A 12,365-nucleotide genomic window follows, 5' to 3' on the forward strand; every position below is an offset into this window, starting at 1 on the left:
GTAGCGTCGCAGCACAGCCCCAATCCAACAAACCTGTAGAGCTATCAACAGTGAAGCAATGATCAGAACAGGAGATTCAGGATCATTCCACTGCATCTCGGCTCAGTAGCTGGATTGGGGCAAGGTGAAGCCCGACTGCATATGACCAACATCAAGCATCACGTAGGTGAGCCAAATCAACACTGCTGCAACACCAGCCCCTGCTGCAATTTTCGCCAATGAACGGCCAATCATCTCGAGCAGGCTGACCTCTTTCATCGCGTTGATCCAATTTCCCTGATTCTGACGCGTCCTTAGCCCATACCGTCGCCAGCCATCAAAAAAGCCCCGCGATCTGCGGGGCTTTTGCAGGTGATCACACTGAAAGTCATCGGGGTGCGACGGCTTCTTCCAGAACAGCAACCTTGCCATTAGCAAACTCCGCATCCTCCACAGCTGTAAACTGCATGTCAGGCTCAAGTCGGCGAACAATGAGTTCGTCAATGGAAAAGACACCAGGACCGCAGGCAAGAACGGCAATGGCAGCCGCGAAGTAGAGCCCAAGCAGCTCAAGAAGATAGATGTTGAAGCCCGCGGTGACGATGGCGTGATAGATGGCGACGGAGATGGTCCCTGCGACGGCCAAAGCTCCCATCCGCGTCAGCAACCCAGTAATCAAGAACCAGCTGCCGATGACTTCGGAGAACGCCGCGACGTAGGAGAGAAGAATCGGAAAGGGCAAATGCAGCGGTCGGACAAATGCATCAGCGAAGTTCTCGATGTTGGCGAGCTTCTCGTACCCGTGGTGAATCAGCAGAGCACCGGTGAATACCCGAAGCACGAGCAGACCGAGATCGCCAGCGATGGGGCGGGACAGGATGGCGCGAATCACCACAGGACATATCGACTACACACAACTTAAATAAGTTGTGTGTAGTGTCGCGGCTTCGCGCCTCGCCGTGGCCAGGAATAAGTACTTCTACTCAGTCGTCGTACACCAGGCACTCCGGTTCATCGGGGTTCTGCTCGCAGAACAGCTCAAGGGGAGAGGGGTCATGGGGATCGTCAGGAAATTGCTTCTTGTGATCCAACAGCCACTGCAGCTCCTCGGTGAGATGACGCACCTTGCCTTCATTGTGCTCAGACAGGGCCTTGAGAAACTCCTCCTGGTCCTTCTGGATGTGCTCGTCAATCGTTTTCATGACTGAAACTGTCATCTGGCTGACATTCAGTTATTAGCGAAAACAAGCCCTGTCGATCAGTCAGTAGATCTACCTTTGTGATCGAAAGAACACAAAGGTAGATCTGCATCGGCGCCCATCACGTCCTGTGACACTGCAGTGGCCATTGGAGGTTCGCCGAAGGAAAGTCAGAGGGCCTCTCGTTGGGTGGATGTCATTTTCCGAACGCAGTGTTCTGACGGGACTGCTGGTCTTTGCCGTTGGAGTTGTGGTGGGTATCGGTATTGGTTCAGCCAGTGCTGTTGCGGCCCTGACCCAGGGGGCGCCCGATGTGCTCCAGTCATGGTCGGGGGTGGTTGCTCTGCCGTGAAAAGCTGGCATCAGCTCCAGTTTTCGCCGTCCGGAATCCGTAGTAGAGCGAAGGCCTTACAACGTTTGCATGAACCACGAACGGGATTAGCGCGCTAACGCGCTCCAACACTGATGCTGCCTGCGCCGATGAGGTGCTCGAGCCTTGCTGTCAGCTTCAACTCCGTGCGATCAAAACGATCTTGATGGCCAGCCAGGTAAGCGAGCTCTTCGTGGGTGATCACCTGATGGGTAACGGCATCCAGATAGATCTCAACCAGGGACATCTCAGCATCACCAAGGATGCGCCATCCTGGCAACACGGGGACGCCAACTGGGAACCGTGCAACGGATAGCTCACCATGGACCGTCAGACCATTCAAAGCCTTGTCAAGCAATGCAGTTTGGGGCTGTTTGATTTGGCTTGTGCGGTCAGTGGTCGCCCCAGCTGGGATCTGAACCTGCCCGTTGGTGTGATCGATGCGAGACGCACCAAACCGAAGCTGATCGTGAGCGCCATCGGCACCATCAACTCAACCTTGAAAGCATCGTCGACCATTGCTCACCCGCTGATGGTGCGTTTGTTCGAGCGTTTCGACGCTGTGGGCTTGGAACAGGCGCTCGTTGAAATGAAGAGCGGTGATGACGGGGAGGCCTTCGCGGAGGTCTGGCAGGCCTACAGGGATGAACGCTGTTCCGGGGATGCCCCGATGTGGAGCATCGAAGACGCAACGGCGTTTGTTGTGCAATCGCGTGAGGCCCATGCCGACAGGGAGGTGGCATGCGTCGCCATCCTGCCCGGAGATCCCCATCGCATCATCACGTTTTCGATCCCGATTGCATTCCTCACGCGAGATTAAGGAGATGCATGGAGTGGGTCCTGCCTCGCTGAACTCGAACATGGCTCCTGTTGCGTGGAGTCGCTGAAGAGATTGATTGTAATCAAATCACACCTACAGCAACAAAATCTTCAGCAGAAGCTAACAGCATTTTGCTATTTTACAAACCATAAATTACACCCAGCATCAAAAAGAGACAAAAATAACTTGCCATATCCAAGCAAACGCAGAGCACAGAATCGACACGCATAGGAGACTAAATTCAAGCCCTCAGTCTTCTGAAGCTTGAGCCCTTACCTAAACGCCCTTGAAGGATTTATCGAGTGAATTGCACGCTTTCTAGTACCCATACCCACCATGATAATGAGCAACTATGGCTTGATCAGATGTGGGAATCAATCAGCTATTTCTGGATCAAATTCGCCGCATGATATCTAGAGCACTGGTGTACGTGAACTCTCTGCTCAAAAGTCTTGTTGATCAGCATCACATGTATTTCATAGCCTTCATTAATAGATGCTGATTGCTGCTCGGAGCTGAGGCGACAGATCCTCAAGATGCGGCTTGATAAAAACCTGCTGTCTCTCCAGAGCAGAGATCGCGCTGATGCCCTTGAAGAGATGTGCCAGCACAGCCGTTCAAGCCTTTCTCACCGATGGTGGCCCATTTCAACCAGCGGACTCTCTAATGACCGATGCAGCCAAAGGCCTCAGCACCATCTCGGAGCAACCGATGCTCATCGGCGATGAACTGGCTAAACAGTGGTTGTCTGATCCACTGAGCATGAAAAAGGTCCTCTTAGCCCTGTTTGTTCTTGCCTCATCAGCACCTGCAGCAATGGCCCAAAAGGAAATTCCCAAGGCTCCTGGCCATGACCAGTGTCCGCTTGGTTACGTCAACACGCTTGGGACCACCTGTGTTTCGCCGATTTATTACGAAGTGGCACCCACAAACGGCAAAGCCTGCATGTCGGGCTGGATGAACATCGGGGCCGGCTACTGCAAAAAGAAAACACTCGGGATTTTCTAGCCAGAACAGCCTGCACCGCAGCCCATCCCGTGACGATCAGCACCACTGCTTGTCTCGATCTCGGTTCCTCAGATCACAGGTCAAACTTAGGAGTCGATCACCATGGCTATCGGAAATGGATTGGTGCCGGGATTCACAACTGAACCGTTTGCGCAGAGGCATCAACGTCTAAGAGATGCGCTGGTTTGAGAGGGTCGCCACCGTCAGGCAGGCCGTCTCCTGACAAACCCACGAAACTCTCAGCTTTCACTCATTTTATTGCTCTACAAACAGAGCATGGTTGTGCTGTGAGTGAAAAGCAGACCCCTGGATTTGGAATGCTCCGGGGGTCTTTCTGTGATCAGGACAGTCCAAGGATGTGCAGCCCGGCATCGAGACTGCGTCTGCACTGCAGCACCAACCGTTTCAGCAGGCAAGAATCAAGGCCCTGACAAAAGCCCTGATGGTTTCGTTGTGGCGTGATTTGCCCTCAATGACCAACATCGAACGGATCGTCGGGTGCAGGTCTCGATCGGTTCCAGAACCTCGCGAATGCAGAGATATCCCTGAAAAGGGCGGGCGCCAGCACCGCCCAGTTCTCCACTCTGCTCTTTCTGGTCAGTCAGCATCGGCTCAACGGAGCCCGACCGAGAAGCAGGCCTCCCCTGTGGACAGCACGATGAGCCTTGGGACAGCTCAGCCGTTGACGGCTAACTTGCCGGACCCGAGCCATCTGCTCTGATCGAGCAGAGCTCAGCCATCGACGCCTCTGTTCCAATCACCCCCATGAATGCCCATGTGATCGATGCCAAGGGGCGCTGGACCTACATGGGCGAGGACGGATGCCGTGGCAGTGTTGGTGATCCCTCGCTGTTGGAACAGCTTCGAACGCTTCGTGACCAGCCCACCGACGATGGCTGCGGAAGTCTGCAGTCTTGACCTGCAGTGATCGAGCGTGAACAGGTCGCGGTCCTCGCGGTCGATCTCTAGCAACGATGCAACTCTGTTCACCAGATTCATGTCCATGCTGTCGAAAGAGATTTCAAGAGCAAACCTTCTCGAGCAGATGCCAATCAGAACCGTTCCCTATGTCGAAGGCGCACTGTGCACACTTCAATTTCACTCGACATATAACTGAAAACGGTCCTGAAGATCAGCACTTAAACAAGCTGATGTAGCAGCACGAAAACAGGCAATATCCACATTCGCCTGAGAAAGCATTCCAACCATGCAACCTCAGCTGGAGGCAGCTGATAACACGGCTAAAAATATATTTCAGCTGCCCATTTCAGGCTTTTTTGCTATTACTATAGACTTTCTTACACCATGGAACATCAAGGCCATGATTCATGATATTCAAGAAAAAGCAATACAGATACTGCACAAGAAGCAAAACAGGCTAAGCGACGACAGACGCGATTACTTTTCACTGCATTCAACATCCACACCCATTCAAATCACTTAATCCAAAGCCAAAATCGAACTCTAATCAACACACTACCAACTTCAACATGAACAGACACATGGGCGTCGTTCAAAGACTAACGATGAGAGCAGAGATGATGGAGGTACGACCTGCGGTCAACAGAACCACTGCTCAAGATACAATTCGTTGATGATAATGAATCAGGCGATTGCCGACGGGACACTGAGAACTCACCGGCTGGAGAGGTCGTTAAACCAAATTCAAATGACCAAAAAACGGCTGACCCCAAAACAACCATCAAGCAGCCAATGAACCAATGGCCTCTTGAAAGCCCATAATCCATCTCTAGAGCACCAATCAACGGAATATGACTTAAATAGCTCCCCACAGAAAAAACTCAAAACATTCTAATAAGAATCATAGGAATTTTAATGGGATTCTCATTAACCTCACAAGGATCCCAACCCTCAAGCCCTCAATAACAACAAGACCAGCGATGAAGAGTACGGCAATGGCCTCGTAGCAAAAGAGGTCGCACCTTCCTTCTCCCAAGCGAGCTCGCGAACATTACACGACCGCGAAAACCTCAACAACAACCGAAATACAATTCAGACTAAAACAAATCAGCGGACATTGCAGGCAAGCAACAACACATTGGCAGCCACCCAATTCGTTAGCCATTCATCACAATGGCAAACTCGCAGCCAAGTCCAACGAATCCATTGCGGGTCACCAATCGCTCTCGATAACGTGTGCCGAACAGAGCAGCAGTGGCTATGAATCCCAAGCCAAAGCCCAAAAACCAAAATCGACCAGAAAATTCAAACAACATTAAATAGGACTCATCGACAATCAATTTTCAAATTAGATATTGAAAGCATAAATGATGATCCTAAAAAAATCTAAGCTTTTTGATTCACGATGAACTGATTAAAAATCAAGATGAACACAAAGCACATGGGGCTTATCAACAGCACTTTAGAAGCATGGCATTCGCAACATTCAGCAACCCATGAAGTAGAAATGATACAAGGGAGCTCAATACAAGGCGCACGAATGCTGCAGCACTAATGGGCGAGATGGGCAGCCATGCGTTGCGAAAGATTCTCGGTAGGAGAAATAACCAGAGAAGATTGAAAACGACTGATCGCAATTTGATGGATCAAAAAATTAGCCAACGAGAGACCCGCGGCACTGACGATTGCGATAGCGCAAAACAGATATTTCTTGGACAAAAGTGCTTGTCAATCGATTGTTGCTCAATATTAAGACCTTCTGCCCCCCCCCACTGAACTCGCGATGCGATAACGCTTCTGAGCCCCTCCATGCCGCTACCACCAGCACGATGGCGAAGACAGCCTGACCTCGCTTGCCAAAACCGATACGCTCTAGCTAGTACTGGTGTATTACATCCAGAGGTCATGGAGGAGTGGGACTTCTTTGAAGAGCGTGAACTGCAGGGCTGGAAAGGGGGTGTGGTCTGCATGACCTGTCAGCACTTCACCTATGGCGTTGACCAGCACTGCCACACGCTTGTGGGCTGCAGCCTCAGAAAGAGACAACTTCAACAGGGTGAACACCTGAAAAAGCGCTGCAAGCTCTGGGCCTCCACCTGGCAGACGCAAGTGGGCTGGGCACCCGAATCAAGTTGAACAGCTCAGGTCTTGGTATCCAGACAGTGGCTTGTCCAGACAGAAACCAGCTGAAAATCAACAGCAGCTTCAAATGAAAGTGGCGCGTTTTTTACTCAGAGACGGCAACAAGGTTGGTGCAGCAGTTTGCCCTGACGGGCTAGAGGTCTTCACCTACACAGACCAAAAAGGCCAAGTGGTCCACGCGTTGGCGACGGTCAAAGCAGAAAGGCAATTCCTCAAGCAAGTGCCCTCAAAACTGCTTCCGTTGTATATCCGCATGGATCAAGCTCTTGCCAAGAGCGTTGGTCGGAGTTGAAGAGCTTTCACGCTGCGCCTCAACCATCACGGCACTAAGAAGATGCGGGTCCTTGCAACACGCATCTTCTTTGCAGTGGCCTCACCACCTGACCTTGACCTCACCTCCGTTCGGTCCCTGGAAAGAAACACTCCCTGATTTGTTTCGAGGTTCGTAGTAAGGGCCCCATTCAACGGGCCTTCCCCCCGTCCACCACTCTCCATTCCTCACGCAGCGCCCATGACCTGCGTAGTGATAGCCGAGTGCACAAACGTAGTGATCGTGATTGTGGTGGTGGTGTTTTTTGTGGTGGTGGTGATTTGCCGTGCAATAGCCAGCACCAAGAGCTGGCCCCGTCTGAACCCAATGGGCACCTTGTCCGCAATTTTGAGCCGCTTGCGCAGGCACCGCACCCATGCAGACCGCTGAAGCGGCTGCCCAAACAGCGCAGAACACCGGCAATCGTTGAAGCATGAGACGAAAACAAACTCTTTTCAGCTTGACCACGCCAGGCTTTTTTGTCAGATGCGTCCGCCATGAAGAAGGACCTGAGGGAGCCTTATCTGTTGAATCGGCTTGATCAACGGCAAACATGCGTGTTGATGGTGATGATGCAGGCAAGGGGCCAGGCTCCACAGATTGCCATTGACACTCAAATGTCGTCTGAACGCGACGTTGAGGCTGTCTGCACCACGCAGGTGTCAGGAATGGCTGTGAAGGCTAGGTTTTGCAGGGGTTTTGAGGTTTGGATCACACCATTCAGCCATGAGTGCTTCCGAACTGCTTGCCCAGATCAGCCTCCTTGGCATCGCCATAGGTGCCAATGCCCTTTCCGCTCTGGCAGGGGGTGGAGCTGGCCTGGTTCAACTGCCGGCACTCATCCTTCTTGGCCTGCCATTCGCCATGGCGCTGGCCACCCACAAGGTGGCGAGTGTTGCCCTGGGGCTGGGAGCGACCGGGCGCCATTGGCGTGCCAGCAGTCTTGACCTCAAACGCTCTGCACTTGTACTGGCTGCCGGGCTACCGGGGGTCTGCTTGGGGGCCAGTCTTGTTCTTGTGCTCCCGGATCAAGCCGCTACCAGGAGCCTCGGCCTGCTGACACTGGGACTCGGCATTTATTCCGCTCGGAAGGACGATCTGGGCACAACGGACAACCCCCGTCCGCTGACAGCCCGGACCATCGGAGTCGGAGCCTGCGGACTGTTCATCGTTGGCATCCTCAACGGTTCTCTCACTTCAGGCACCGGTTTGTTTGTCACCCTGTGGCTGGTGCGCTGGTTCGGACTCAGTTACCCAAGAGCTGTTGCCCACACGCTGGTGCTGGTGGGTTTGGCCTGGAATGGCACCGGAGCACTGGTTCTGGGGTTGAACGGCGAGATCCGCTGGGACTGGCTTCCGGCACTGGTTCTCGGATCACTGATCGGAGGCTTCCTCGGCGCCCACTATTCCCTGGTGAAAGGAAGTCGCGTGGTGAAACGGTCCTTCGAGATCTTGGCACTGCTGATGGGTGGATCACTCCTGGTCCGCAGCTTCTGAATCGGATTCAGAGAGAAAACGCCCGGAAAATCGCGTCGCCAACACAACCGTTGCAGCCCCGTAGGCGATGAACGTCACCGCTTGACCTGCACTGGCTGTTTCGTAAACCTCGCCCGTCAGCAACATCCAGTCCATCAAGGACGAAACCGTTCCCCAGATCACCACCCAGACGGACACGTAGGCAACACCGCGAACAATCCGATTCACTCGCCCATGGGTCGGTTGTCCCAACGCTAAGGGAAGCCCATCGAAGGGTGAGGGCCAGTGGCTCCCGTAATGTCGCTCATTGATCCGGTTGAGGTGATGCCGAAGAAACGCCGCAAGCTCAACAAGGACATGGAAGCGGAGATGGCCGCTGCCAAGCGAAAGATCGAGCTGGTCGGTGCGCTGATCAACGACATCCGGGATGAGGACATCCAGGCTGAGTACCTCGGTGCCTTCACGCAGATCCGCAGCGCCGTCGTGAATCTGATCGCGAAGTACACCACCGATGGATTCTGCGAAGAAACCGAGGGCCTCCTCGCCCTTTACAACGGGCTGATCCAGCAGTTCGAAGAGGAGTACGAACTCTGAAGACGCGACAGCATCGGTTGTCGTCGAAGCAGACACGGGCGAAGCCCACCCATTAGGTTCGACAGCCTTTGTGGCATGCCATGGCTCTTCGCCAGAACCAACAGCAGGTGTCACCACTGCGCCTGAAGATCACACTCCTGATCGCCGGCTTCGGGCCACTGGTCGCCATCGGCCTCTGGCTTCAGTCCAAAGGTTTTTTCAACTGACTCCATGCACCGTCTCATCACCACCGCAGGGCTGCTGACCCTCGGAATGATCCCTGGAATGAGCTGGGCCGAGACCGTCACATTGACCCTTCGCAACGGCGACAGCCTTCAGGGCGAACTGGTTGAACGGAATCCAAAGGATGGAACCACCGTGCTGGAGCATCCCCAGCTTGGGCGGTTGACACTCACCGCGGAGCAACTCAAGCCTGTCGAGACCAAGCCCCTTTGGACAAGCTCTGTCTCCGCCGGTCTGATCGGGAACGAGAAGGATGGTGACAGCTCTCTTTCGATCAGCTTCTCCGGCAACACCCGTTACAAAGACGAGCAGCAGACGCTGTCGTTACGCGGCAGTTTCAACGCAAGCCAATCGAAGGATGCAGGGAAACCAATTTCCATCGATACGGAGAAGGGCTCCGCTGAACTCCGGTACGACAAACCCATCGGATCCAACCTCAATTTGTTTGCTCTGAGCAGCTATCAGTACAACGGCACCAACGATTCGGGTGTGAACACCGTGTTGGGCAACATGGGTGTGGCAGTTCCCGTGATCAAGTCAGACAACACTGAACTCACGGTCTCGATCGGACCTTCGCTGCAGTGGAGTGGAGGCGGACGAAACTGTGACAGCGACGCTTTTTGCGACAACACATACGGCGGCGCAACACTGACCGCTGACCTCGGCTGGAAACCCTTGCCAACGCTGCGTTTCGGACTGCAAAACCAGTTCACAACAGTGTGGGCAAGCGACGTTCAACCCGCCAACACCCTGACTGCTGAGATCCGTTATTACCCCTCAGTGAACAGCAAGTTGTTCACAACCTTGCGGGTCCAATCGATTTACCAAAGCATGAGCACGCCGCAGATCAACAACACCATCACAGCTCAGGTGGGCGCTGACTTCTGATGACAACACCCCCGATGATTCATCCCCCGCTTGACGCCGAACAGATCCGTGCCTTGTTCACCAAGCCCTACGGATCACCGGGACCCACGGCTGAACAATGGAAGGCTGTCTACGCCGAGGACGTTCACTTCACCGATCCAACCCAGGAAAGGCAGGGCATTGATGCTTACATCCTTGCCCAAGAGGGCCTGATGCAACGCTGCGATGACGTTGTGCTGGAAGCTGAAGCGGTGGCGGTCAACGGCCAGACGGCCTTTGTTGAATGGCGCATGGGCCTCAAAATCAAGGGAATTGAGTTCATCTATCCCGGCACAACCCGTCTCAGCTTCAATGCAGACGGAAAGATTGGGGATCACCGCGATTACTTCGATTTCGTCGGCCCCACCTTCGCTCCTGTTCCTGTGATTGGCGGGCTGGTGCGGTGGCTGTACAAACGGTTCGTTGCTTGAAGCGTCAAGGCATGGGCACGTGCTGATCGGCCCACCGGGCAGTGGAAAGTCCACACTGGCTGCCACTCTCGCTGAATCGCTCCGTGCCCCGGTGGTCTCCAGCGACAACTTGAGGCAGGAGCTCTGGGGGGATGCTGGTATTCAGGGCCCCTGGTCTGAGTTGGAACCTCGACTGCATGGGGCGATCGACAACGCCCTTGCCGCAGCCGGGACCGTGATTATGGATGCGACCCATGCGCAACTCAGCTGGCGCCAACGGTTGATGCAAAGACATCAGGAAGCGAGGCGTGTGCAATGGATCGGCTGGTGGCTGCAGACACCGTTGCACCAGTGCCTGGCCTGGAATCGCTCCCGTCATCGACACGTTCCAGAACCCATCATTCGTGCGATGCACAAACGGCTGACCACCCCACCTGACCAACCAGATCCATCGGAGGGATTCACAAGCTTGATCCGGCTCAATCCTTGCGGCGCTTGTCTAAACAAGCAGGTCAACCGGGCACTTCAGATCATCCATAGCCATGAAGAAAGGTGAGCAGGTCGTGCATCCCCCTTGGAGTCCCATCAACGTGATTTCAACTGCATCAGTGCCATGACGGTCGGAGAACTGTTTCTCGAAGCCATGTCCACCGGCGTGATCACGAATGGCGAGATGGCGTGGGTGACCGCCCGGCAAGATCAATTCACACGCACCGAGGAAGCCGTTGCCCAGAGGCTGGGGCGGTTGATCGATGAGGGCACGATTCAACTGGGCTGCCGCATGCCCATGGCCTGATTGAAGGCACGGCTCTGATGACGCGCATTTCCTGCCGCTACGAGGGAGATCTGCACTGTTCAGCCGAACATGGGCCCTCGGGCGTGGCGGTGCATACCGATGCACCGCCAGATCACGACGGCCGGGGGGAAAGCTTTTCACCAACAGATTTGTTGGCCACCGCTCTGGGCACTTGCATTTTGACCGTGATGGGAATCACGGCCAAACGCCGGAATTGGTCGGTCACTGACGCAACAGCATCTGTTGAGAAGGTGATGAGTCAAACAGGGGCGAGAAGAATTGACACCCTTCGGGTGTTGATCACTCTCCCTCAAGGGTTATCGGAGGATCAAGTTCAGTTGTTCAAGCGTGTTGCCTACGACTGTCCTGTGAAACGCAATTTAGAACCATCCATGTCGATCGATTTGATCTGGTGCTGATCATGCTCTGTTCGGCCACACCAGCTTCAGAGCGTACGGGGTGCACCAGCATTAGTTGAAGACAGAGCAGAAATGATGTTTGTAAGGCTTGACGTGCATCTGCAGCGATCACGAGGCTCAGTGATGGTGCTTGCGTCGCCGTGAATGACGACGCATGCGCTTCACCAGGCGGTCGCTGACAGAGCGATTTTCAACACACTCGAACTGGTTCCAACGCCATCCCAACAAGGACAACAACAGAACGATGGCAAGGGCAATCAACCAACCCACTGGAGCCACTCAGAGACAAAGACTGCTGGTCCACAGCTCTTCATCATCACCAAGATGCGTCCGAACGCAGGAGGTGACGCATTCACCATCATCGATCGAACACGTGGTGATGCACTCCAGGCATGCTTCAACCGAATCCCAGGATCCAGCCTGTTGTTGCTCCATGGCGTTCCCAACCGACTAGAAGAGTTGTAGGTCGGCGATTGATCCCTGTCGCTCCTTCCATGAAGACGCGTGAAGGAAGCGGGTTTCACCGCTGAGCGTCCTGATCGAGACTGAACTCGAGCAAGGCTGCCGTGAGCAGGGTCTTCATGGCCTGCAGTGCCTCCTGCTCCCGCGGATCCGGCCCCCCAGGCCATTTCTCAAGGTGAAAGCTCACCGAGCGGTGGAGCAGGCGAACGGCTTCGAGATCCAGATCGAACTGGAGGCTGGCACGAGATTCACTCATGGCCACATTCTCCCCAATACGCCCACGGCAGCGCCACCGCCTTAACGGCAGAAGAGCAGTCTTGGGGGGTTCTGC

Annotated in this window: 21 protein-coding genes; 15 read left to right on the forward strand and 6 right to left on the reverse strand. The window is 54.3% G+C overall.

Annotated features, from left to right (window positions below; genetic code table 11):
• Positions 1-102: 102 nt before the first annotated feature.
• The 3 genes from KR52_RS14845 to KR52_RS10635 form a co-directional block, all read right to left on the reverse strand.
• Positions 103-258: a hypothetical protein gene (locus KR52_RS14845; RefSeq protein WP_173402225.1), complete on the reverse strand. Its 156-nt coding sequence runs from the start codon at positions 256-258 to the stop codon at positions 103-105.
• A gap of 109 nt (positions 259-367) precedes the next feature.
• The gene (locus tag KR52_RS10630; RefSeq protein ID WP_038557249.1) at positions 368-871 is read right to left on the reverse strand and encodes a DoxX family protein; all 504 of its coding nucleotides are present in this window, start codon (positions 869-871) and stop codon (positions 368-370) included.
• 91 nt (positions 872-962) lie between these two features.
• Entirely contained in the window at positions 963-1,181 is a 219-nt protein-coding gene (locus tag KR52_RS10635) for a CP12 domain-containing protein (protein WP_038555655.1), read from the reverse strand.
• Positions 1,182-1,371: 190 nt separating this feature from the next.
• On the opposite strand from KR52_RS10635, the gene KR52_RS14480 reads away from it, so the two are divergent.
• Positions 1,372-1,530, forward strand: a complete 159-nt coding sequence (locus tag KR52_RS14480) for a hypothetical protein (protein WP_156957718.1) — start codon at positions 1,372-1,374, stop codon at positions 1,528-1,530.
• Positions 1,531-1,624: 94 nt separating this feature from the next.
• On the opposite strand, the gene KR52_RS14675 is transcribed toward KR52_RS14480, so the two are convergent.
• Positions 1,625-1,795, reverse strand: coding sequence for a hypothetical protein (locus KR52_RS14675; RefSeq protein WP_216725520.1), 171 nt, complete (start codon positions 1,793-1,795; stop codon positions 1,625-1,627).
• A 75-nt stretch (positions 1,796-1,870) separates the two neighbouring features.
• On the opposite strand from KR52_RS14675, the gene KR52_RS10645 reads away from it, so the two are divergent.
• The 7 genes from KR52_RS10645 (at position 1,871) to KR52_RS10670 (ending at position 8,246) form a co-directional block, all read left to right on the forward strand.
• Positions 1,871-2,368 carry a hypothetical protein gene (locus tag KR52_RS10645; RefSeq protein WP_038555662.1) on the forward strand — a complete coding sequence of 166 codons (498 nt, stop codon included), beginning with the start codon at positions 1,871-1,873 and terminating at the stop codon, positions 2,366-2,368.
• Between the two features lie 762 nt (positions 2,369-3,130).
• Complete coding sequence (locus KR52_RS10650) at positions 3,131-3,376, forward strand: hypothetical protein (protein ID WP_038557251.1); 246 nt, start codon at positions 3,131-3,133, stop codon at positions 3,374-3,376.
• 765 nt (positions 3,377-4,141) lie between these two features.
• Entirely contained in the window at positions 4,142-4,294 is a 153-nt protein-coding gene (locus KR52_RS13815; protein WP_253912389.1) for a hypothetical protein, read from the forward strand.
• 289 nt (positions 4,295-4,583) lie between these two features.
• Positions 4,584-4,820: a hypothetical protein gene (locus tag KR52_RS10655; protein WP_038555665.1), complete on the forward strand. Its 237-nt coding sequence runs from the start codon at positions 4,584-4,586 to the stop codon at positions 4,818-4,820.
• Between the two features lie 1,382 nt (positions 4,821-6,202).
• Positions 6,203-6,433, forward strand: coding sequence for a hypothetical protein (locus KR52_RS13820; RefSeq protein WP_071840245.1), 231 nt, complete (start codon positions 6,203-6,205; stop codon positions 6,431-6,433).
• Between the two features lie 31 nt (positions 6,434-6,464).
• On the forward strand, positions 6,465-6,731 hold the full coding sequence (locus KR52_RS10665) for a hypothetical protein (protein WP_253912390.1): 267 nt from the start codon (positions 6,465-6,467) through the stop codon (positions 6,729-6,731).
• A gap of 744 nt (positions 6,732-7,475) precedes the next feature.
• Positions 7,476-8,246, forward strand: a complete 771-nt coding sequence (locus KR52_RS10670; RefSeq protein ID WP_038555673.1) for a sulfite exporter TauE/SafE family protein — start codon at positions 7,476-7,478, stop codon at positions 8,244-8,246.
• Here the strand turns inward: KR52_RS10670 and KR52_RS10675 are convergent.
• A complete protein-coding gene (locus tag KR52_RS10675) occupies positions 8,223-8,453 on the reverse strand; it encodes a hypothetical protein (RefSeq protein ID WP_038555676.1) in 231 nt (76 codons plus the stop codon). The genes KR52_RS10670 and KR52_RS10675 overlap by 24 nt on opposite strands.
• Positions 8,454-8,549: 96 nt before the next feature.
• Between KR52_RS10675 and KR52_RS10680 the strand changes: the two genes are divergently transcribed.
• The 7 genes from KR52_RS10680 (at position 8,550) to KR52_RS10705 (ending at position 11,572) form a co-directional block, all read left to right on the forward strand.
• Positions 8,550-8,819, forward strand: a complete 270-nt coding sequence (locus KR52_RS10680; RefSeq protein ID WP_038557252.1) for a hypothetical protein — start codon at positions 8,550-8,552, stop codon at positions 8,817-8,819.
• An 80-nt stretch (positions 8,820-8,899) separates the two neighbouring features.
• Entirely contained in the window at positions 8,900-9,025 is a 126-nt protein-coding gene (locus KR52_RS15295; RefSeq protein ID WP_256382169.1) for a hypothetical protein, read from the forward strand.
• Between the two features lie 4 nt (positions 9,026-9,029).
• A complete protein-coding gene (locus KR52_RS10685) occupies positions 9,030-9,929 on the forward strand; it encodes a DUF481 domain-containing protein (RefSeq protein WP_084221995.1) in 900 nt (299 codons plus the stop codon).
• Between the two features lie 14 nt (positions 9,930-9,943).
• Positions 9,944-10,378, forward strand: coding sequence for a nuclear transport factor 2 family protein (locus tag KR52_RS10690; protein WP_038557255.1), 435 nt, complete (start codon positions 9,944-9,946; stop codon positions 10,376-10,378).
• A gap of 19 nt (positions 10,379-10,397) precedes the next feature.
• The gene (locus KR52_RS10695) at positions 10,398-10,913 is read left to right on the forward strand and encodes an ATP-binding protein (protein WP_253912391.1); all 516 of its coding nucleotides are present in this window, start codon (positions 10,398-10,400) and stop codon (positions 10,911-10,913) included.
• Positions 10,914-10,970: 57 nt separating this feature from the next.
• On the forward strand, positions 10,971-11,153 hold the full coding sequence (locus tag KR52_RS10700) for a hypothetical protein (RefSeq protein ID WP_038557258.1): 183 nt from the start codon (positions 10,971-10,973) through the stop codon (positions 11,151-11,153).
• A 17-nt stretch (positions 11,154-11,170) separates the two neighbouring features.
• Complete coding sequence (locus tag KR52_RS10705) at positions 11,171-11,572, forward strand: OsmC family protein (RefSeq protein WP_038555682.1); 402 nt, start codon at positions 11,171-11,173, stop codon at positions 11,570-11,572.
• A 520-nt stretch (positions 11,573-12,092) separates the two neighbouring features.
• On the opposite strand, the gene KR52_RS10710 is transcribed toward KR52_RS10705, so the two are convergent.
• Positions 12,093-12,290 (reverse strand): hypothetical protein, encoded by a 198-nt coding sequence (locus KR52_RS10710; protein ID WP_038555685.1) that lies wholly within the window; start codon positions 12,288-12,290, stop codon positions 12,093-12,095.
• Positions 12,291-12,365: the final 75 nt, after the last annotated feature.

This window comes from Synechococcus sp. KORDI-52 (assembly GCF_000737595.1).
Lineage (GTDB): Bacteria > Cyanobacteriota > Cyanobacteriia > PCC-6307 > Cyanobiaceae > Parasynechococcus.